This is a genomic window from Acidocella sp. C78 (assembly GCF_907164655.1).
On the sequence record NZ_CAJQZK010000062.1, the window covers coordinates 34,382 to 55,395 of the forward strand.

Below are 21,014 nucleotides of genomic sequence, written 5' to 3' on the forward strand. Positions count from 1 at the left end.
AGGAGAGGAGTCGTTCCATGGCCGAATCCCCCAAATCCAAGCACGGCGCCGAACATGGCGCGATGCCATCCTTCCTGCCGGATTTCGACTTCACCAAGGCGTTCAGCGCGATGAAGCTTCCCGCCATGGCGGATGTCGAGGTCGTGCTCGCCGCCTATCGCCGCAATCTCGAGGCGCTGTCGGAAGCCAATCGCGTCGCCCTTGAGGGGGCCCAGGCGGTCGCCCGCCGGCACATGGAGATCATGCAGAAAACCATGACCGAACTCTCCGAGGAGCTGCGCGGCCTCGCCTCCGTGACCGGCTCGCAGGATCGCGCGGCGAAACAGGCCGAGCTGCTCAAGAACGCCTATGAAAGCGCCGTCGCCAACATGCGCGATCTCGGCGATCTCATCCAGCGCTCCAGCCACGATGCGGTGGAGACGCTGAACAAGCGCTTCTCCGAGGCGATGGACGAGATGAAGCATCTCGTCGAGTCGAAGAAGTCCTGACCCCGCACGGCTGAACCCGGACCGCATCCGCATGTCCACCGCCATCGCCGCGCCCCGCCTGCCGTTCATTCCCGAGCGTCAGGGGGCGCGGCCGATGCACAAGCCGCTGCGCGTCGTCTCCGACTACGCGCCCGCCGGCGACCAGCCGGGCGCCATCGCCGATCTCGTCCGCGGCGTGCGGGACGGCGAGCGCGACCAGGTCCTGCTTGGCGTGACCGGCTCCGGCAAGACCTTCACGATGGCGAAGGTGATCGAGCAGGTGCAGCGCCCGGCGCTCATCCTCGCGCCCAACAAGACCCTCGCCGCCCAGCTCTATGCCGAGATGAAGTCGTTCTTCCCGGAAAACGCGGTGGAATACTTCGTCTCCTACTACGACTACTATCAGCCCGAAGCCTACGTTCCCCGCACCGACACCTACATAGAAAAAGACGCCCAGATCAACGAGGCGATCGACCGCATGCGCCACGCCGCCACCCAGGCGCTGCTCGAGCGCGGCGATGTCATCATCGTCGCCTCCGTCTCCTGCATCTACGGCATCGGCTCGGTCGAGACCTACAGCCAGATGGTCGTCCGCCTCGAAGTCGGCGGCTCGATCGACCGCGACCGCCTCGCCAAGGCGCTGGTCGAACTGCAATACCGCCGCAACGATGCCGCCTTCCAGCGCGGCACCTTCCGCCTGCGCGGCGAAACGGTCGATATTTTCCCGAGCCAGTACGAAGACCGCGCCTGGCGCGTGACCCTGTTCGGCGACGAGATCGAGAGCATCGCCGAATTCGACCCGCTGACCGGCGAAAAAGTGGCTGACCTGCCCGCGATCGCGATCTACGCCAACAGCCACTACGTCACCCCGCGCCCGACGCTCACCCAGGCGATCGGCAAGATCAAGGTGGAACTCCAGCAGCGGCTGCACGACTTCACCGAAACCGGCAAGCTGCTCGAAGCCGAGCGATTGCAGCAGCGCACCACCTTCGACATCGAGATGATGGAAACCACTGGTTCCTGCAAGGGAATCGAGAACTACTCGCGCTACCTCTCCGGCCGCAATCCCGGCGATCCGCCGCCCACCCTGTTCGAATACCTGCCGGATAACGCGCTGCTCATCGTCGATGAAAGCCATGTCACCGTTCCGCAGATCGGCGGCATGTTCAAGGGCGACTTCGCGCGCAAGTCGATCCTCTCGGAATTCGGCTTCCGCCTGCCCTCCTGCATCGACAACCGGCCGCTGAAATTCGAGGAGTGGGAGAGTTTTCGGCCGCAGACCGTCTTCGTCTCCGCAACCCCCGGCCCGTGGGAGATGGAGCGCACCGGCGGCGTCTTCGCCGAGCAGGTCATCCGCCCGACCGGCCTGGTCGATCCCGTCATCGATGTCCGCCCGGTCGAGCATCAGGTGGACGATCTGCTCGCCGAATGCCGCGCCACCTCGCAGGCCGGCGGCCGCGTGCTGGTCACCACGCTGACCAAACGCATGGCCGAGGACCTGACCGAATACCTCACCGAAAACGGTGTCCGCGTGCGCTACCTGCATTCGGATGTCGACACGCTCGAACGCATCGAGATCATCCGCGATCTTCGGCTCGGCGCCTACGACGTTCTGGTCGGCATCAACCTGCTGCGCGAGGGGCTCGACATTCCCGAATGCATGCTCGTCGCCATTCTCGATGCCGACAAGGAAGGCTTCCTCCGCTCCGCCACATCGCTGGTGCAGACGATCGGCCGCGCCGCCCGCAATGTCGAGGGCCGCGTCATCCTGTATGCCGACACGATGACCCGCAGCCTCAAATACGCGATCGACGAGACCGAGCGCCGCCGCGCCAAGCAGACCGCCTGGAACACGGCGCACGGCATCACGCCGCAAAGCGTGAAAAAGCAGATCGGCGAGATCATGCATTCGGTGTATGAACAGGACTACGTTACCGTGGCACCGATCCGCGACAGCGGTGCTACCGAATTCGTCGGCAAGGATCTGAAATCGACCATCGCTGAACTGGAGAAACGGATGCGCAACGCCGCGGCCGATCTGGAATTCGAGGAAGCGGCGCGCCTGCGCGACGAGATCAAGCGGCTTGAGGCGCTCGATCTCGGGCTGACGCCGCCGCCCGCGCCGAGTGCAACGCAGCGCCGGCCACGCAACCGCACGCCCGAGCCGCTCGGCCCCGGCGGCGGCGGCTACGACCCCGACAAGCGGCGCGGCGGCCGCCGGAGGCGCGGCCCATGAAAACTCTGCCCGTTGCGGCCCTGCTCGCCGCACTTGCCCTTCCCGCCGTTGCCTCAGCCGGCGCGCCCATCCATCTGGTCGGGCAGAATGCCAGCTACACGCTGACGCTTTCCAAGGTCCGCGGCCATTCCGTCACCGGCGCCACCGGCCGCCTTGTGTTCGACGTCCGCAACACCTGCGGCGCCTACACGGTCAGCCAGAAAATGACCTTGCTGATCCGCAACCAGGACGGCACGCTGAGCCGCACTGTCAGCGACTACGATACCTGGGAGGCGAAGAATGGTCGGCGCTTCACCTTCCTGCTCCGCCAGGGCAACGGCACCTCGATGAAGGTGCAGGATCAGGGCACCGCCGTGATGGGCCCGAAGGGCGGCGAGGTGACCTATCTCGTTCCGCAGGGGCGCACCGAAAAACTGCCGCCCGGAACATTGTTCCCAATGGCGCACACCCGCACCATTCTGCAGGCCGCCGAGGCCGGCAAGCAGGGCATCGACCCGCCATTGTTCGATGGCACGTCGAGCCACGGGGCCGAGCACACATTTGTCGCCATTCTCGATCACCGGCAGCCCCGGCGCGACCGCTTCGCCGGACTCTCGAAACTGCCCTCGACCTTGGTGGATATCGGCTTCTGGCCTCGCACCCAAAAGGACGACGAGCCGGATTTCCGCACGCAAATGCGCTATTTCGCCAACGGCGTCTCGCGTGATGTGCGGCTCGATTTCGGCAATTTCGTGATGACCGGCAAGCTGACCTCGCTCACCATCCTGAAGGACGCCTGCCCATCCTCCCACCGGTCACGCGCCGGCATAGCCGCGAAAGGCTGATTCCGCAAGCCGACCGCGTATTCCGACCGGATGATTTCACCCGGTCGGAATACGGTGATTTATCGATATTTATTTATCATCAATCGATAACAACAATTATCAGGTCCCGCTATCCTCGCCGTCCGGGGTGACGTCCGGCGCCGGGGGGGCGGCCGGCGTCGCGGGCTCGGTCTTGCGGGTGCGTCCTGCAGACGGCCGTGCGACAACCGGCTTCGCGGCGCGCCGGTCCGGCATGGCGCGGGCGGCGCTGGTCGGTTTGCCATTCGCGGTCTTCCGGGTCGTCGCCGCGGTGCGGCTCACCGTCTTGGCTGGCGCGGCGGCCTTGCCGCCTGTCTTCGTCGCGGGCTTCGCGGCCGATTTCGGCGCCGGCTTCGCCGCCGTCGCCTTCACAACCACGCTCTTCGCCGCAGCGACTTTCGCGCTGCCCGGCTTGCCGGCGGCGGTTTTTGCGGCAGATTTCGCCCCTGTCTTCGCCCCTGTCTCCGCCCCTGTCTTCGCTCCGGCTTTCGCCACGGCGGCGGGCTTCGTCGCGGTCTTGGCGGGGGCGGATTTTTTCGCCGCCGTCCTGGCACTGGCGGCGGCCGTCTTCGGCGCCGCTTTCGCGGTCGTGGCCTTGCCCGCTGCCGTCTTGGTCTTTGTCTTCGCCGCGGCCGTCTTCGTCGCAGCCGTTTTCGTCGATGCCGCCTTCGTAGCGGTCGCCTTCGCAGTGGTCTTCCCCGCAGCCGCCTTTGCGGTGGCTGCCCTGGCGCTGGCGGTCTTCACCGCCGCCCCTTTCGTGGCAGAAGCCTTGGCGGCGGTCGCCTTCGCGGCGGAAGCCGCTTTTGGCGCCGTCTTGGCGGCGGCGCTTTTCACTGTCTTCGGCGCTGCCGCGGATTTTTTCGCAACCGCCTTCGGAGTTGCGATCTTTGCAGGAATCGACTTCGGCTTTGCCTTCGTCGCCGGTTTCGCGGCCGCGCCCTTGGCGGTTGCGGTCCTGGCTTTCGCGGCGGTTTTCGCGGTGGCTGTCTTGGTGCTGGCGCGTACGGCGAGGGCCTTGGCGCGCGGTTCGGTTTGCTTGGTCACGAGGTTGTTCCTTCGCTCGGGGTTGCGGGTAACGCGGTCAGCCATGCCCTTGACAATGATGGAGGCCGCAATCGCCCTGTGCGGGGCCGCGTTGCCTCTGCTGCTCTAACCTCGCTGGATTTTGCGGCGCGGGTCCGTTGATGTCCGGTTAGTTGAGGTGACGCCATCGCGGTTGTCATCGTCGTGCAGGCAGTCTTCCCGTCGTTTCGAGGCCTGGCTTCGCGGCATTGCGGCCAGTGTCCATCCTTCCCTTTCGCGTGCGTTACTCGATTTGACCGATCGGCTCTCGACAGTTCTGCGACGCGAATCGCGCGGCGCACGCAATTTCCGCTATCGGCCGTATGAATATGCGATGTCAACAAAAAGCGTCGGCAATTCCTTGTCTTGTGCCCATTTTTTGCGTTTTTTCCATGACGCGATGCGGTTTCGCATCGTCTTGACTGTCGAGCGTCATGCGAGTTCCGTCCTGCGCTCCACGCATTCCCACTCTGCCGAGGCGCTGAAAGGCTTGCGTCCGCGTCGCTTCGGGTCGATCATGTCAAGGTCTGGAGATTGTTCCGGACATTGCCAGGGGAAATCCGAGCGTGGCCGACGACACCGATATCACCTGGGTTGCACCGCGCGGGCGGACGAAGCACGAAGTCGCCATGCCGGGCTGGGGCGTCGCTCTTGGCCGCGGTCTGTCGATGCGCTGCCCGGCGTGCGGCGAGGCCTCGGCCTTCGAGGGCTATCTCAAGGTGCGGCGCGAATGTGCGTCCTGCGCCGCCCCGCTCGGCCGCGTACCGTGCGACGACGCGCCGATCTATCTCACCCTCGTCATCGCGCTGCATATCGTCATCCTGCTCATGGTCTTCACCGACTATGACGGCGGCATGAGCTGGGTCGCCTCGCTGTTGATCTTCGTGCCGCTGACCCTGGCGCTGATCCTGCTGATGATGCGGCCGATCAAGGGTGCCACGCTCGCGATCATGCTCAAGGTCAACCTGCTGCGCCCGGCGCCGAGGGTGGTGCCGTCCGGCAATGGCTGACGGCGCGTCCGCCATCCGCGGCCGTCTGCGCCGTGTCGTGCTCGACGAGGAGTTCGGCGGCGTGCTCTCGCCGATGCAGGAGGCCGACCGCAACCAGGCCATCGCCGATCTCGCGGCCGACAACCGTTTCGCCCTCGCCACGCATCCCGACGCCGCGACCATCCTGCATCTCTCGGTGCAGGATGGCCGGCTCGTCTTCGACATTCGCGACGAGTCCGACGAAACGCTGCAAACCCTCGTCCTCGCTCCGGGCCCGTTCCGCTCGATGATCCGCGATTACCAGATGCTGCTCGACAGCTACGCCGCCGCCGTCGCCGAAGGCCGCGAAGCGCGGATCCAGGCGATCGACATGGGCCGCCGCGGCCTGCACAACGAGGGCGCCGAACTCGTCATGGCCCGGCTCGATGGCAAGGTGCTGCTCGATTTCGACACCGCACGTCGCCTCTTCACCCTCATCTGCGCGCTGCATCGTCGCGCGTAAGCGCGCCACTCATCCAACGCGTAAGCGCGCCACTCATCCAACGCGTAAGCGCGCCACTCATCCAACGCGTAAGCGCGCCACTCATCCAACGCGTAAGCGCGCCACTCATCCAACGCGTAAGCGCGGAATCATCGCCCGGAACCACGCCATGCGCGCGCGGCGATTGACGCGGCGGCCCGCCTCGCGCCAGATCGGCGGACGCAGTTTCGAGGTGAGAGATGAAAATCGACGGCACACCCTATCGTTCGATCTGGATCGATGAATCCGACCGCTGGTCGGTTCGCATCATCGACCAGACCAGGCTGCCCTGGGCCATCGAAATCCCGCGGCTGACCACGCCGGAGCAGGTCGCCCACGCGATCAGCGCGATGCTCGTGCGCGGCGCCCCGCTGATCGGCGCCACCGCCGCCTATGGCGTCGCCCTCGCCATGCGCGCCGACCCGTCGGACGAGGCGCTGGCGACGGTCATTCCCATGCTCGCCGCAACGCGCCCGACCGCGATCAATCTGCGCTGGGCGCTCCTGCGCATGCAGCGCACCCTCGCCGCGCATCCCCCCGCCGAGCGCGCCGATGCCGCCTATGCCGAGGCCGCCGCGATCTGCGACGAGGATGTGGCGACCAACCGCGCCATCGGCGAGCACGGCCTTGCCCTCATCCGCGCCCGCGCGCAGGCCGGCCACCGGGTCAACATCCTCACCCATTGCAATGCCGGCTGGATCGCGACGGTCGACTGGGGCACCGCGCTCGCGCCGATCTACATGGCGCACGATGCCGGCATCGACGTTCATGTCCTCGTCGATGAAACCCGCCCGCGCAACCAGGGTTTCTCGCTCACCGCCTGGGAACTCGGCAAGCACGGCGTGCCGCACACCGTGATCGTCGACAATGCCGGCGGTCATTTCATGCAGCGCGGCGCGGTCGACATGGTCATTGTCGGCACCGACCGCGTCACCCGCGCCGGCGATGTCGCCAACAAGATCGGCACCTATCTCAAGGCGCTCGCCGCGCGCGACAACGGCGTGCCCTTCTACGTGGCGCTGCCCTCCTCGACGATCGACTGGACGATTACCGACGGGCTCGGCTCGATCCCGATCGAGGAACGCGCGCCGGCCGAGGTCACCACCATCACCGGCCGCGCGCTCGATGGCGCGATGATGACCGTCCGCATCGTCCCGAAGGACAGCCCGGCCGCCAACCCGGCTTTCGATGTCACCCCCGCGCGCCTCGTCTCCGGCCTGATCACCGAGCGCGGCATCTGTGCGGCGAGCGCGCCGGCGCTGGCCGCGATGTTCCCCGACCAGGCGTTGCAGACGGCGGCGTGAACACGGCGGCGCGCCGCGCCCTCGGCCTTGTTGCACTGCTCGCAGCACTTGCGGGTTGCGCGATGCGGCCGGACGCGCACGCGCCGCCCTTCGCCAACAAGCCCTATGCCGCGTTCTCGCGCAGCGCCGCCATCGGCGTTGCCGAGGGCGAGTGGCGCTACTGGGGCAGCCCCGTCATCGACGGCCCCGCCGATGACGACCCCGCATTGCCACCCCCCGCGTTGCAGGAGCGCGACAATGCCGGCTGGCAGGAAGTCGGGCTCTACTGGTGGATCGGCATGAACGCCGGCCGTCCCGAAGACCGCTGGACCGGCAAGCACGATGCGGCGGGCCGCGTCTTCCCGCGCGCGGTGAACGGTCGCTACGCCTGGTCCGCCGCCTTCATTTCCTATGTCATGCGGATGGCCGGCGCCGGCCCGGATTTCCCCTACGCGCCCGACCATGCGCAGTATATCGACGCCGCCTGGCGCGCCGCCCATGACGCCACCGCTCACGGCGCGAAACCGCCCGAACTCCGCGCCGAAAATCCCGCGACCCACGCCCCCGCGCCCGGCGATCTCATCTGCGCCGGCCGCGCCAGCGCCGCCCACATCACCTATGCCGATCTGCCGCGCCGGGCATATTTCCCCGCGCACTGCGCCATCGTCGTCGTCGCGACGCCGACCGAGCTTTCCATCATCGGCGGCAATGTCGATGACACGGTGGCACTCACCCATGTCCCGCTCACCGCGCGCGGCACCCTCCTGCACCGCGACGGCACGATCGTCGACCCGCGGTATGACTGGTTCGTCGTGCTGCGCGTGCTCTATCGGCGCGATTGAACTATAGAGGCCGGATGGCCCGCACCCCATCTCCCGACGGCGATCTTTTCGGCGATGCCGCGCCCGCGCCTGCCGCCGCCCCGCGCGGCGCCGTGCCGCTGGCCGAGCGCTTGCGCCCGCGCGCACTCGCCGAGGTGATCGGTCAGCCGCATCTCGTCGGGCCGGACGGCACGCTGACCCGCATGCTCGAACGCGGCAGCCTCGCCTCGCTCATCCTCTGGGGCCCGCCCGGCGTCGGCAAGACGACCATCGCCCGCCTGCTCGCCGACCGCGCCGGCCTCGTCTTCGTGCAGATCTCCGCCGTGTTCTCCGGTGTCGCCGATCTCAAGCGCGTCTTCGAGGAAGCGGCCCGCCGCCGCCGCACCGGCGCGCGCACGCTGCTCTTCGTCGATGAAATCCACCGCTTCAACCGCGCCCAGCAGGACGGGTTCCTGCCCGTGGTCGAGGAGGGAACCATCACCCTCGTCGGTGCGACCACCGAAAACCCGTCCTTCGAGCTCAACGGCGCGCTGCTCTCCCGCTGTCAGGTGCTCGTCCTCCGCCGCCTCGACGACGACGCGCTGGAACTCTTGCTCCGCCGCGCCGAAGCGGAGATGGCGCGCGACCTGGCCCTTACCGACGCCGCCCGCGCCGCCCTCCGCGCGATGGCGGATGGCGATGGCCGCGCGATCCTCAACATGGCCGAGCAGCTCTTCGCCGCGAACCCGCCAGCACCGCTCGACGAAGCGGCGCTCGCCACCCTCATCGCCCGCCGCGCCGCCCTCTACGATCGCGATCGCGAGGAGCACTACAACCTCATCTCCGCCCTGCACAAATCGATGCGCGGCTCCGACCCCGACGCCGCGCTCTACTGGTACGCCCGCATGCTCGCCGGCGGCGAGGACCCGCGCTACATCGCCCGCCGCCTGACCCGCTTCGCCGTCGAGGATATCGGCCTCGCCGATCCGGCCGCGCTCACCCAGGCCATCGCCGCGTGGGAGGCCTATGAGCGGCTCGGCAGCCCGGAGGGCGATCTTGCCATCGCCCAGCTCGTGCTCTACCTCGCGACGGCGCCGAAATCGAACGCCGCCTACCGCGCCTTCGGCGCCGCCCGTCGCGCCGCCCAGGCCACCGGCAGCCTGACGCCGCCCGCCCATATCCTCAACGCCCCCACGAAACTCATGAAAAACCTCGGCTATGGCGCCGGCTACGAATACGATCACGACAGCGAAGAGGCCTTTTCCGGCCAGACCTATTTCCCCGACGGCATGAACCGCGAAACCTTCTACCGCCCCGCCGGCCGCGGCGCCGAACAGGAGATCAAGCGCCGCCTGCTGCACTGGGCCAAACTCAGGGAGGACCGCGCATGAGCGTCCGCATCGTCACCGTCGAGCCCGACCAGGCCGACATGCGGCTCGACCGCTTTCTCCGCAGCCTGCATCCCGGCCTCACCCAGGGGGCGATCCAGAAATTCTGCCGCACCGGGCAGGTGAGGGTGGACGGCAAGCGCGCCGAGGCATCGACCCATCTCGGCGCCGGCCAAGTCGTGCGGATTCCGCCGGTGCCCGAAACCCCGGCGCCGAAGCCGCGCCAGACGGTCGCGGCCAATGAATGGGACATCAAGGAGCTGAACGCCCGCATCCTGCACCGCGACGCCGATGTGCTGGTGATCGACAAGCCCGCCGGCCTCGCCACGCAGGGCGGCCAGGGCATCGCCAGGCATCTCGACGGCATGCTCGACGCGCTCCGTTTCGACGCCGCCGACCGCCCCCGCCTGGTCCACCGGCTCGATCGCGACACGTCCGGCGTGCTCGTCCTCGCCCGCAACGCCTTCGCCGCCAACCGCCTCGCCGCCGCCTTCCGCGGCCGCGACATGGAAAAGACCTACTGGGCCATCGTCGTTGGCCTGCCGATCCCGATGGAAGGCCAGATCGACCTGCCGCTCGCCCGCATCGGCGGCGCGCAGGGCGCGCGCACCCGCCCCGCCGACCGTGATGACGAGGACGCCGCGAAGGCGATCACCGATTACCGCACCCTCGACAATGCCGGGCGGAAATTCTCCTGGCTCGAACTGCATCCGCTCACCGGCCGCACCCACCAGCTGCGTGCCCATTGCGCGGCGATCGGCACGCCGATCCTGGGCGATGCTCCCTATGGCGAGCACCTCGCCTTCGCCGAGGGGTTTCCCCGCCAGCTTCACCTGCATGCCCGCCGCCTGGTTCTGCCGCATCCGCGCGGCGGCCGGCTCAGCGTGGAAGCAGAGCTGCCGGCGCACATGAAAGCCACGTTCGCGACACTCGGCTTCACCGCCCCGCATGCCGCCCCGGCCCGGCGCGGTTGATGGTCGCAATCACGAGATCGTGAGGCCGGCTATTCGTTTGGCGGCATGGCGCATCCGTGCGGATGCCCCTATCTCATCCGATGATGGAGGAGCGGAAATTTCGTAGCGCGACGCGTGAGCTGTCACGCATCCTGCCCGGTTTTGCGCCTGTCGTCGGGCTCGCTCTCGCCGCCGGCGCGCTGCTTCCCGCGCCATCCGCCCTTGCCGCCGAGCCGCAACCTTATGACGTCGCCTTCGTCGCCACCGGCAACGCTCCGCTCGACACGCTGATCCGCCAGAGTTCGAGCCTTGAAACCCTCCGCCGCAAGCTCGCGGTCGGCCCCTTCGCGCTGATCGCCCGCGCCCGCGCCGATCTCGACACGTTCCGCACCGTGCTGGAAAGCGAGGGCTACGATTCCGGCACGATCACCATCACCATCGACGGTCATGCCCTGTCCGACCCCGCTCTGCCGGACCTGCTGCGACAGGCGCCGGCAAACCCGCCCGCCCGCGTGCGCGTGGCGATCGCGCAGGGCCCGCTCTACCATGTCGGCGCCATCAGCACGCCCGGCCTCACCGACCCCGCCGCGATCGCGGCGCTCGGCGTGCATCCGGGCGATCCGGCCGCCGCGTCCCCCCTCGTCGGCGCGGCATCCCGGCTGGAGGCGCGGCTGCGCAATCTCGGCTATGCCTTCGCGAAGGTCGCCCCGCCCATCGCCGAAGCCGATGACGCGACGCACACGCTCGCCGTCACCTATCCGGTCACGATGGGTCCGCGCGTCGATGTCGGCGCCATCACCTTCACCGGCATGCGGCGGATGCGCCGCCGCTTCATGGCCCGGCACATCGCGCTCAGGCCCGGCCAGCGCTACAGCCAGACGGCGCTCGACGCGGCGCGCGACCAGCTTCTCGGCCTCGGCGTGTTCTCCTCCGTCACCGCCCATACGGCCGCCGCGCCGCACCCCGCCGGCCAGGTGCCCGTCACCTTCGCGGTGCGCGAGCGCAAGCGCCACACCGTCGCCCTCGGCGCGTCCTACTCCTCCGATCTCGGCATCGACGCCAATGTCTCCTGGACCGACCGCGACCTGTTCGGCGCGGCGCAGAACCTCACCCTGTCGCTCGGCGCCACCGGCATCGCCGGCAGCGGCCGCAGCCAGACCGCGACCTTCGGCAAGCACACCTATATCGTCGCTCCCGGCTACGATGCGAAAGCGACCTATCGCGTGCCCGATTTCATCCGTCCCGGCCAGTCCATCGCCGCGACGATCGAGGCGCTCAAGCAATACCTGCCGGCCTATAGCCGCACCGCCTTTCTCGGTCGCGCCATCGTCGCCCGCCCGCTCGGCCCGCATCTGACGCTCGATTACGGCGCCGGCTTCATCTTCGAGAAGGTGAACCAGGAGGGCGAAAGCCGCACCTACCGCCTGCTTCAGCTTCCCGTCACCCTGTCCTACGACACCGCGAATTCGCTCCTCGATCCCACGCGCGGCGTGAAGCTCACCCTTCGCCTCACCCCAAGCCTGTCGCTCGGCGCCGCCACGCAGCCTTTCGTCATCGCCAAACTCACCGGCAGCACCTACATCAATCTGGAAGCCCCCGGCCGCGGCGTGCTGGCGCTGCACGGCGTGCTCGGCCGCATCTTCGGCGGCTCGCAATTCGGCATCCCGCCCGACCAGCGCTTCTACGCCGGCGGCACCGGCACCGTGCGCGGCTTCACCTACCAGACGGTCGGGCCACTCTTCCCCGATGGCATTCCCGAGGGCGGCACCGCGATCGACGCGCTGGAGACCGAGTTCCGCCAGCGCATCGGCAAGCATTTCGGCCTCGCCCCCTTCATCGATGCCGGCCAGGTCTCGGCCAACGGCACGCCCTTCACCGGCACGCTGCGCATCGGCGCCGGTCTCGGCCTGCTCTACTACACCGGCATCGGCCCGTTGCGCGTCGATGTCGGCGTCCCGCTCAACCGCGCGCCCGGCAGCGCCTCCGTCGCGGTCTATATCGGGCTCGGGCAGGCCTTCTGATGCGCCGGATCGTCAAGCCCATCCTCTGGATCGCCGGTATCCTGGTCGCCCTGCCGGTCCTCGCTGGCCTCGCGCTTGGCATCGCGCTGAACACCGGCGCCGGCCGCACCCTCGCCGCCCACGAGATCGACGCGCTCTCCGGCGGCACGGTCAAAATCACCCGCCTAGCCGGGCATTTCCCGACATACATCGCCGCAAGGCGCATCGCGATCGCCGACCGCAAGGGCGCGTGGCTCACCATCGACGATGCCGTGCTCCGCTGGTCGCCATTTTCGCTCCTGCACCGCAGCATCGACATCACCGACCTCACCGCGAAGCGCATCGACATCCTGCGCCAGCCGCTCCCCGCCGCCGCGAAGCCGAAACCGCAACAATCCGCCGCGCGCGGCATCCCGAAAATCGCGCTGGTCCTGCGCCATCTCGGCATCGGCCGCCTCGCGCTCGCGAAACCCGTGCTCGGCCACAAGCTCGCGCTCAACATCACCGGCCAGGCCCGGGCGAAATCGCCCGACGACATCGCCGCCACGCTCGACGCCACCTCGCTCGACGGCGCCGGCACCTACCGCCTCGCCGCGCGCCTCGATGCGAGCAAGGTCGGCGCGCATCTCACCGTCCACGAACCGCCCGGCGGCCCCATCGCCGCCTTCGCCGGCATCGCCAGCCAGCCCGATCTCGCGAAGCAGAAGGTCGATCTCTCGCTGAGCATCGCCGGCCCGCGCGACCATGCCGCCCTCCACTTCGCCAGCGCCCTCGGCGATCTCAAGGCGCGCGGCACCGGCACGGTCGACCTTTCGCCAACCGCCCCCGGCGCCAATCTCACCATCACCATTCCCGAACTCGCGCCCTATGCCGCTCTCGGCAGGCAGACGCTCGGCGGCCGCTCCGTCCTGCGCGTCGTCGTGAAGCATCGCGGCGGCGTCACCAACCTTCACGTCGACGACACGGTGGAAATCACGAAGGCGGCGAAACCCGTCCCCATCCTCGTCGGCAAGCGCGCCACAATCGCGGGCGATTTCACCCTCGCGCACCGCACCGCCACCATCCACAGCCTGACGCTCGACATGGCCGCCCTGAAGGCGCATCTCGCCGGCACCGTCACCCGCGCGCATGTCGCCCTCAAGGGCACGTTCACCCAGCCCGACCTCGGCCTCGCCGATCCGCTTCTCGCCGGCCAGATCACCGAGGCGATCGATCTCGCCGGCCCGCCGGACGATCTCGCCCTGCGCGGCACGATCGACGGTCTCGTAACCGCGAAGGGCGTTCCCTCCGGCCCGTTCCGCATCACCATCGACGCCACCCATCTCCCCAACGCGCCGACAGGAAAACTGACGGGAGCCGGCGCGCTTTATGACTCCCCGCTCTCGCTCGGCGCGACCTTCGCCCGCAGCCCCGCCGGCGCTCTCGATCTCGACCTGAAAACCCTGTCCTGGAAATCGCTGCGCGGGCAGGGCCGCATCACCCGCGCGCCGGGTGCCCTGCTGCCGGACGGCGCGCTGCACCTCGCCATGACGCGCCTCGCCGATCTCGCCCCGCTGCTGCACCTGAAGCTCGCCGGCGCGCTCACCGCCGATTTCACCCATCGCTCCGGCGCGCCCGCCGCCATCGCGCTCACCGCCAGCCATCTCGCCTATGGCGACATCGCCACCCTCCGCGCCGCGCGGATCGACGCGACGATCGACCATCTCGCGCAAACACCCGCGATCGCCGCCACCGCGACCCTCACCGGTGTCACGAGCAAGGCGGCATCGGGCAACCTCACCCTCACTGCAAAGGGCAGCGAGACCGCTCTCGCCGTCACCGCCGCGGGACGCTTCGCCCGCCTCGCCGGCAAGCCGGCGCGGCTCGATCTCGCCGCGACACTCGATGGCAAGACCCGCACCATTCGCCTCGCGAAACTCGACGCCGCCGCCCGCGGCGTCACCGCCCGCCTGCTCGGCCCCGCCATCATCAGCGCCGGCCCGACCAGCTCGATCCGTCATCTCGCAATCGCCCTGGGCGGGCTCGGCGGTGCGGCGCGACTTACCGCCGATGGCGGCATCCGCCCGTCGCTCGATCTCGCCGCGAACCTTACCAATCTCCCCGCCGGCATCGCCCGCGCCGCGGATCCGCGCCTCGCCGTCACCGGCCTGCTCGACGCCACCGCCCATCTCACCGGCACGCTCGCAGCCCCCGCCGGCACGGTCACGCTGCGGGGCAGGGGGCTTGGCCTTGCGTCCGGCCCCGGCGCGAAGCTCCCGCGCGCGACTCTCGCCGCCCGCGAGACCCTGCGCGGCCATGCCCTGCGCGGCAGCATCGCCGCAACGCTGGGCTCCGCCCGTCTCAGCCTCGACGGCACCGCCCCGCTCGCGCTCACCGGCCCGATGGACCTGTCGTTCCGGCTCGACAATCTCTCGGCCTCCCTGCTTCGCGCCGCCGACCCGCGCCTCGCCGCCTCCGGCATGGTCACCGCCCGCGCCCGGCTGACCGGCACACCGCGCGCGCCGCGCGGCACGGTCGATCTCGCGGCGACATCCATGCGCCTGCTCACCGGCCCCGCCGCCTCGCTGCCGCCGGCCGATCTCACCGCGCATGAAACCCTGCTCGGCCGCAGCGCCCGCGGCACCGCGCGCCTTTCCCTCGGCAACCGGGCGGATCTCACACTCGCCGGCACCGCGCCGCTCTCGGCCGCGGGAGCCATCGACCTCGCCCTGACCGGAACCGCCAATCTCCACCTTCTCGACCCGCTCACGGCCGCGGGCGGCACCGCGGTCGGCGGCACGGTGACGCCCGATCTCCGCGTCACCGGCACGCTGGCCGCGCCCCGCGCCGCGGGCACGCTCACCCTGGCCGGCGGCCGGGTGCAGAACATCGCCAGCGGGCTCGACCTTTCGACGATCGACGCCACGATCACCGCCGCCGGCCGCACCCTCCGTCTCGACCGTCTCTCGGCCAAGGCCGGCGCCGGCACGATCGACGGTTCCGGCAGTTTCGGCCTCGCCAAGCCAATGCCGGTCGATCTGCGGATCGCCTTCCACCACGCGAGCCCGATCGCGAGCGACATCCTGACCGAGCGCCTCGGCGGCGCGCTCAGCCTCACCGGCGATATCGACACCGGCACCAGGCTCGCCGGCACCGTCGCGATCGAGACGGCGAACATCCAGATCCCGCAGGGCCTGCCGCCCTCGGTGGTCAGGCTCGACATCCGGCGCAAGGGCGCCCGTCCGCCGCCGCCCGCCGCCCCCGCGCCGCCCGTGGCGCTCGATCTCACGGTCGATGCCCGCAACGAGGTGTTCGTGCGCGGCAAGGGGCTGTTCGCCAATCTCGGCGGCAGGCTGCATGTCGGCGGCACGCTCGCCGCGCCGCAGCCTGCCGGCGGCTTCCACCTGATCCGCGGCTATTTCAATCTTGGCGGCAAGACGCTCGATCTCAGCCGCGGCACCGTCCGCTTCAACGGCAACGGCATGATGCCGGTGATCGACCTTGAAGTGAGCGGCACCGCCTCTGACGGCACGGTTTCAACCCTGGCCCTCACCGGCCCGGCGAGCGCGCCGAAGATTTCGCTCTCCAGCCTCCCGTCCTTGCCGTCGGACGAGGTGCTGGCGCATCTGCTCTATGGCACCAGCTCGCAGAATCTCTCGGCGCTGCAGGCCGCCTCGCTCGCCGCCTCGCTGGCCGATCTCGCCGGAATCGGCGGCGGCGGGCCGGATATGGTCGGCGGGCTGCGCAAGGCGCTCGGGCTCGACCAGCTCTCGATCGGCGGCGGCACCAGCGCGCCGACGATCAATGCCGGCCGCTACGTCGCCCCCGGCGTCTATGTCGGCGCCCAGCAATCCGCCACCGGCGGTGGCACCGGCGCCAAGGTCGAGATCAATCTCTACAAGGGCCTGAAGCTGAAAACCGAGGTGCAGTCCAACAGCGGCAGCGGCGGCAGTTCCGGCCCCGGCGAGTCGGTCGGCCTGACCTACCAGTTCGATTACTGAGCCAGAACACGATATTGCTGGTCAGAGCATCTGCCCGCCATCGACGACGATGTTCTGCCCCGTCACCCAGCGCGCCGCCGGCGAGGCCAGGAACATCGCCACCTCGGCGATTTCCTCCGCCGTGCCGAACCGCCCGAACGGGATCGAGGCGAGGGTCGCCTCGTAGAGTTTCGGGTTGGTCGTCTTGCGCTGCTCCCACAGCCCGCCCGGAAACGCGATCGAGCCGGGCGAGATCGCGTTCACCCGGATCCGCTTTGGCGCCAGCGTCGCCGCCTGCGACATCGTGTAGTTGATCACCGCCGCCTTCACCGCCGCATAAGGCTGGCTGCGGGTCGAGGCGCGCAGGCCGGAAATCGAGGCGAGATTGACGATCGCGGCCCCCTCGGCGGCCTCGAGGAAGGGCAGGGCGGCATGGCTCGCCCGCACCACCGCCATCACATCCACCCCGATCGCGGCGGCCCAGCCCGCCTCGTCATCGGTCATCCCGAAGCCGGAGGCGTTGTTCACGAGGATGTCGATGCCACCCATCGCGGCAGCGGCGTCCGGCACGAAGCGGGCGATCTGTTCCGCATCGGCCAGATCGCAGGGGGCGGCGAACACCACCCCGCCATGCCCGGCGATCTCCCGCCGCGCCACCTCCAGCGCCTCGGCGCCGCGCGCGCAGATCGCGACCGCGGCCCCCTCGGCGGCAAATCCCATCGCGATGGCGAGGCCGATTCCCCGGCTGCCGCCCATCACCACCACTTTCCTGCCCGCAAACCGCATCGCCCGCTCCTCGCCTTCATGTTGTGGGAGGGCCGGAGCGAAACCGCCCCGGCCCGCCGGTTCAGGCCGCCTTCTGCTTCGCGGCCGTCGGGTAGTCGGTATAGCCCTCGGCGCCGCCCTGGTAGAAGGTCGAGGTATCGGGCGGGTTCAGCGCCAGCCCGTCGCGGAAGCGCGCCACCAGGTCCGGGTTCGCGATATAGAGCTGGCCGAACGCCACCGCGTCCACCTCGCCCGCCTCGATCGCCGCCTCGGCGGTCTCGCGGGTGAACTTCTCGTTGGCGATATACACGCCGCCGAACGCCGCCTTAAGCTGCGGCCCGATCCAGTCCGCCGCCTTGTGCTCGCGCGCCGCGATGAAGGCGATCTTGCGCTTGCCAAGCTCGGTGGCGACATGGGTGAACAGCGCCAGCCGGTCGGAATCGCCCATCGAATGCGCGTCGCCGCGCGGTGCCAGATGCACGCCCACCCGGTCCGCACCCCAGACGCCGATCACCGCGTCCGTCACCTCCAGCAGCAGCCGCGCGCGGTTCTCGATCGAGCCGCCATAGCGGTCGGTGCGCTTGTTGGTCGAATCCTGCAGGAACTGGTCGAGCAGGTAGCCGTTCGCGCCATGCACCTCCACGCCGTCGAACCCGGCCGCTTTGGCGTTCCGCGCCGCCACCCGGTAGGCTTCGATCACGCCCGGAATCTCGTCGGTCTCCAGCGCGCGCGGCGTGGTGAAGGGGCGCTCCGGCCGCACCAGGCTCACATGCCCTGCGGCTGCGATCGGGCTCGGCGCCACCGGCAGCTCGCCGTTCAGGAAGATCGGGTCGGAAATCCGCCCGACATGCCAGAGCTGCGCCAGGATGATGCCGCCCTCGCGATGCACCGCCTCGGTGACGATGCGCCAGCCCGCCACCTGCTCGTCGGACCACAGGCCCGGTGTGGCGGCATAGCCGACGCCCATCGGCGTCACCGAGGTCGCCTCGGAGAGAATCATCCCGGCCTCGGCGCGCTGCGCGTAATACTGCCCCATCAGCGCGTTGGGCAGGCGCGCCTCGCCGGCGCGCGCGCGGGTCAGCGGCGCCATGACGATGCGGTTGCGCAGGGTGAAGGCGCCTGCCTGCAGGGGTTCGAACAGTTTCGACATTGATCAGCCTTTCAGGTTGATGCTGCGAGTTCAGGGAGTGGGGTCCAGCAGACCAAGGGATTTCGCGAGTCCCCCGATCAGCGCTGCGATCGCGCCGTCATTGCGCCGGTAGAACACGAAGGTTCCGACCCGCCGCGTCTCGACCAGGCCGGCCGCGTGAAGCGCGGCGAGATGAGCCGAAATGCTCGATTGCGACAGCGGACAGCTCCGCTCGATCGCCCCCGCGCAGACGCCGAGCGCGAGCGGATGCTCCTGCCCGGCGAAATGCCGTTCGGGATCGGCGAGCTTGGCGAGAATGGCGCGCCGCACCGGATGCACCAGGGCTTTCAGCCCCTCGTCCAGCTCCGGCGCGCGCTCATGATCGGCATCGATCGTCATGCGACGATAGATGGATCGGATTTATCCGATATGAAGATCGGGTTCGGTGAATTTACGCAGGGCAGGGATGCGCGCCGCCCGTCCGGCGCGCATCCCGCATCATCTCAGCCCCGCTGGTCGATCGAGACGTAGTCGCGCTTTGCTGCGCCGGTATAGAGCTGGCGCGGCCGGCCGATCCGCTGCGAGGGGTCGGCGATCATTTCCATCCACTGGCTGATCCAGCCGGTGGTGCGCGCCAGGGCGAAGAGCGGGGTGAACATCGTGGTCGGGAATCCCATCGCCTTGAGGATGATGCCCGAATAGAAATCGACGTTCGGATAGAGCTTGCGCGAAACGAAGTAATCGTCGTCCAGCGCGATCTTTTCCAGCTCCATCGCCAGTTCCAGCAACGGCTCGTGCTTGATCCCGAGTTCGCCCAGCACCTCGTGGCAGGTCTGCTGCATGATCTTCGCGCGCGGGTCGAAGTTCTTGTAAACCCGGTGGCCGAAGCCCATCAGCTTGGTATGGCTGTTCTTGTCCTTCACCTCGGCGATGAAAGCCGGGATGTTGTCCTTGTGGCCGATCTCGCCGAGCATCTTCAGCACCGCCTCGTTGGCGCCGCCATGCGCCGGGCCCCAGAGGGCGGCGATGCCGGCGGCGATGCAGGCGAAGGGGTTGGCCCCGGTCGAGCCGGCGAGCCGCACGGTCGAGGTCGAGGCGTTCTGCTCGTGGTCGGCGTGCAGGATCAGGATGCGGTCCATCGCCCGTTCGAGAATCGGGTTCTTCCGATACGGCTCCGGCGGCACCGCGTTCATCATGTAGAGGAAGTTCTCCGCATAGGAGAGATCGTTGCGCGGATACATGAAGGGCTGGCCGGTCGAATACTTGTAGGCCCAGGCGGTGATCGTCGGGATCTTGGCGATCAGCCGGAACGCGCTGATCTCGCGCTCCCGCGGATCGTTCACGTTCACGCTCTCCGGATAGAAGGCCGAGAGCGCGCCGACCACGCCGCACAGCACCGCCATCGGGTGCGCGTCGCGCCGGAACCCGTCGAAGAAGCGGCGCACCTGCTCGTGCAGCATCGTGTGCATGGTCACGCCGCGGTTGAACGCCTCGAACTCCGCTTCCGTCGGCAGCTCGCCGAACATCAGCAGATGCGCGACCTCGAGAAAGGTCGATTTCTCGGCGAGCTGATCGATCGGATAGCCGCGATACAGCAGCACCCCCTCATCGCCGTCGATATAGGTGATCTTGCTCTCGCACGAGGCGGTCTCGCCATAGCCGGGATCGAAGGTGAAGATGCCGGTCTGCGCCTGGAGCTTGCGGATATCGGCCACCTGCGGGCCGAGCGTGCCGGTCAGGAGCGGGAGTTCGGCCGTCTTGTCGCTTCCGGGTATCGTAAGCGTCGCGTGCGTCGCGTGCGTCGCGTGCGCGCCTTCGGTCGTGCTGCTCATGGTCAAGATTCCTCTGCTGTCCGGTCGAACCGTCCTGATCCGCTTCCCGGTCGGGTGCCGAGACTAATCGATCTGGGTGACTGTTTTGTAAATCCTTCGGGCGTGATCGCGCAACCTTCGCGCCTGCAACATGACACTCATGCAGCACTCGCGGGAGGCGGGTCGATCACCCGCTGCAACCGCGTCGTTTTCGGCTTCAGCTCGCGCCAGGGGGTCAGCACCAGGAATTCGGCGGCCCGCATCGTCGGAAATCCCTCCTCCAGCTGGGCATGCGCCGCGCCGCGCTCCTGCGCGCCGGCGGCCAGCATCAGCGCCAGCTCGTGCAGCCCCGGATTATGGCCAACCACCAGCACGCTCAGCATCGTCTCGCGCAGCTCGCGCAGCATCTCCAGCATCCGCGCCGCCGGCGCCATGTAGAGCCCGTCGACCACGTCGATGATCGGCTGCCCATCCCAGAACGCAACGCCGTCCAGCGTCTCGCGCGTGCGCCGCGCCGAGGATACCAGCACCACGTCCGGCTCGATCGCCAGCTCCCGCAGCCGGGCGCGCATGCGCTGCGCCGCCGCCCGCCCCGCCGGGCTCAGCGCGCGGTCGTGATCGGCCTGGTCGCCCCGGGCCGGCTCGGCTTTGGCATGGCGCATGAGGATGAGCTGGTGCATGTTTTTCTTTCGCGGCAGGGTTGGGCGCCCGTTTATGCGCGGCTCCGCCCTCGCGATCCAGAGCGGCGGCCCTATTTATCACAACGGAGCATTGCGCTTGCGGTGGATCGGCATCCGTTCGCCGCCCGCG

Annotated in this window: 17 protein-coding genes; 12 read left to right on the top strand and 5 right to left on the bottom strand. The window is 68.8% G+C overall.

The features are described 5' to 3' along the window. The first annotated feature begins 17 nt into the window (after positions 1 to 17). The 12 genes from ACIDOCELLA78_RS89030 (at position 18) to ACIDOCELLA78_RS89085 (ending at position 16,520) form a co-directional block, all read left to right on the top strand. Positions 18 to 488 carry a phasin family protein gene (locus ACIDOCELLA78_RS89030; RefSeq protein WP_201728705.1) on the top strand — a complete coding sequence of 157 codons (471 nt, stop codon included), beginning with the start codon at positions 18 to 20 and terminating at the stop codon, positions 486 to 488. A 31-nt stretch (positions 489 to 519) separates the two neighbouring features. Continuing rightward, complete coding sequence (gene uvrB / locus ACIDOCELLA78_RS89035) at positions 520 to 2,703, top strand: excinuclease ABC subunit UvrB (RefSeq protein ID WP_283770835.1); 2,184 nt, start codon at positions 520 to 522, stop codon at positions 2,701 to 2,703. Beyond that, entirely contained in the window at positions 2,700 to 3,527 is an 828-nt protein-coding gene (locus ACIDOCELLA78_RS89040) for a cell envelope integrity EipB family protein (RefSeq protein ID WP_201728706.1), read from the top strand. Before uvrB ends, ACIDOCELLA78_RS89040 begins: the two co-directional genes overlap by 4 nt. 232 nt (positions 3,528 to 3,759) lie before the next feature. Continuing rightward, positions 3,760 to 4,698 (top strand): hypothetical protein, encoded by a 939-nt coding sequence (locus ACIDOCELLA78_RS89045; RefSeq protein ID WP_201728707.1) that lies wholly within the window; start codon positions 3,760 to 3,762, stop codon positions 4,696 to 4,698. A 475-nt stretch (positions 4,699 to 5,173) separates the two neighbouring features. Continuing rightward, positions 5,174 to 5,617 carry a DUF983 domain-containing protein gene (locus ACIDOCELLA78_RS89050; protein ID WP_201728708.1) on the top strand — a complete coding sequence of 148 codons (444 nt, stop codon included), beginning with the start codon at positions 5,174 to 5,176 and terminating at the stop codon, positions 5,615 to 5,617. Beyond that, positions 5,610 to 6,098 carry a UPF0262 family protein gene (locus tag ACIDOCELLA78_RS89055; protein WP_201728709.1) on the top strand — a complete coding sequence of 163 codons (489 nt, stop codon included), beginning with the start codon at positions 5,610 to 5,612 and terminating at the stop codon, positions 6,096 to 6,098. Before ACIDOCELLA78_RS89050 ends, ACIDOCELLA78_RS89055 begins: the two co-directional genes overlap by 8 nt. A gap of 218 nt (positions 6,099 to 6,316) precedes the next feature. Continuing rightward, positions 6,317 to 7,420, top strand: a complete 1,104-nt coding sequence (gene mtnA / locus ACIDOCELLA78_RS89060; RefSeq protein WP_201728710.1) for an S-methyl-5-thioribose-1-phosphate isomerase — start codon at positions 6,317 to 6,319, stop codon at positions 7,418 to 7,420. Beyond that, the gene (locus ACIDOCELLA78_RS89065; protein ID WP_201728711.1) at positions 7,417 to 8,241 is read left to right on the top strand and encodes a DUF2272 domain-containing protein; all 825 of its coding nucleotides are present in this window, start codon (positions 7,417 to 7,419) and stop codon (positions 8,239 to 8,241) included. Before mtnA ends, ACIDOCELLA78_RS89065 begins: the two co-directional genes overlap by 4 nt. A gap of 14 nt (positions 8,242 to 8,255) precedes the next feature. Then, positions 8,256 to 9,590, top strand: coding sequence for a replication-associated recombination protein A (locus ACIDOCELLA78_RS89070; RefSeq protein ID WP_201728712.1), 1,335 nt, complete (start codon positions 8,256 to 8,258; stop codon positions 9,588 to 9,590). Then, positions 9,587 to 10,561, top strand: a complete 975-nt coding sequence (locus tag ACIDOCELLA78_RS89075) for an RluA family pseudouridine synthase (RefSeq protein WP_201728713.1) — start codon at positions 9,587 to 9,589, stop codon at positions 10,559 to 10,561. The genes ACIDOCELLA78_RS89070 and ACIDOCELLA78_RS89075 overlap by 4 nt, the downstream gene beginning before the upstream one ends. Positions 10,562 to 10,623: 62 nt before the next feature. Then, the gene (locus ACIDOCELLA78_RS89080) at positions 10,624 to 12,561 is read left to right on the top strand and encodes an autotransporter assembly complex family protein (protein WP_249675831.1); all 1,938 of its coding nucleotides are present in this window, start codon (positions 10,624 to 10,626) and stop codon (positions 12,559 to 12,561) included. Then, on the top strand, positions 12,561 to 16,520 hold the full coding sequence (locus tag ACIDOCELLA78_RS89085) for a translocation/assembly module TamB domain-containing protein (RefSeq protein WP_201728715.1): 3,960 nt from the start codon (positions 12,561 to 12,563) through the stop codon (positions 16,518 to 16,520). Before ACIDOCELLA78_RS89080 ends, ACIDOCELLA78_RS89085 begins: the two co-directional genes overlap by 1 nt. A 21-nt stretch (positions 16,521 to 16,541) precedes the next feature. On the opposite strand, the gene ACIDOCELLA78_RS89090 is transcribed toward ACIDOCELLA78_RS89085, so the two are convergent. From ACIDOCELLA78_RS89090 to ACIDOCELLA78_RS89110, 5 genes are all read right to left on the bottom strand, one after another. Then, the gene (locus ACIDOCELLA78_RS89090; RefSeq protein ID WP_201728716.1) at positions 16,542 to 17,285 is read right to left on the bottom strand and encodes an SDR family NAD(P)-dependent oxidoreductase; all 744 of its coding nucleotides are present in this window, start codon (positions 17,283 to 17,285) and stop codon (positions 16,542 to 16,544) included. A 61-nt stretch (positions 17,286 to 17,346) separates the two neighbouring features. Further along, positions 17,347 to 18,414 carry an alkene reductase gene (locus tag ACIDOCELLA78_RS89095; RefSeq protein ID WP_201728717.1) on the bottom strand — a complete coding sequence of 356 codons (1,068 nt, stop codon included), beginning with the start codon at positions 18,412 to 18,414 and terminating at the stop codon, positions 17,347 to 17,349. Positions 18,415 to 18,444: 30 nt separating this feature from the next. Next, a complete protein-coding gene (locus tag ACIDOCELLA78_RS89100; RefSeq protein ID WP_201728718.1) occupies positions 18,445 to 18,792 on the bottom strand; it encodes a helix-turn-helix transcriptional regulator in 348 nt (115 codons plus the stop codon). A 104-nt stretch (positions 18,793 to 18,896) separates the two neighbouring features. Next, the gene (gltA, locus tag ACIDOCELLA78_RS89105; RefSeq protein ID WP_201728719.1) at positions 18,897 to 20,225 is read right to left on the bottom strand and encodes a citrate synthase; all 1,329 of its coding nucleotides are present in this window, start codon (positions 20,223 to 20,225) and stop codon (positions 18,897 to 18,899) included. A 137-nt stretch (positions 20,226 to 20,362) separates the two neighbouring features. Further along, positions 20,363 to 20,866, bottom strand: coding sequence for a histidine phosphatase family protein (locus tag ACIDOCELLA78_RS89110; RefSeq protein WP_249675834.1), 504 nt, complete (start codon positions 20,864 to 20,866; stop codon positions 20,363 to 20,365). Positions 20,867 to 21,014: the final 148 nt, after the last annotated feature.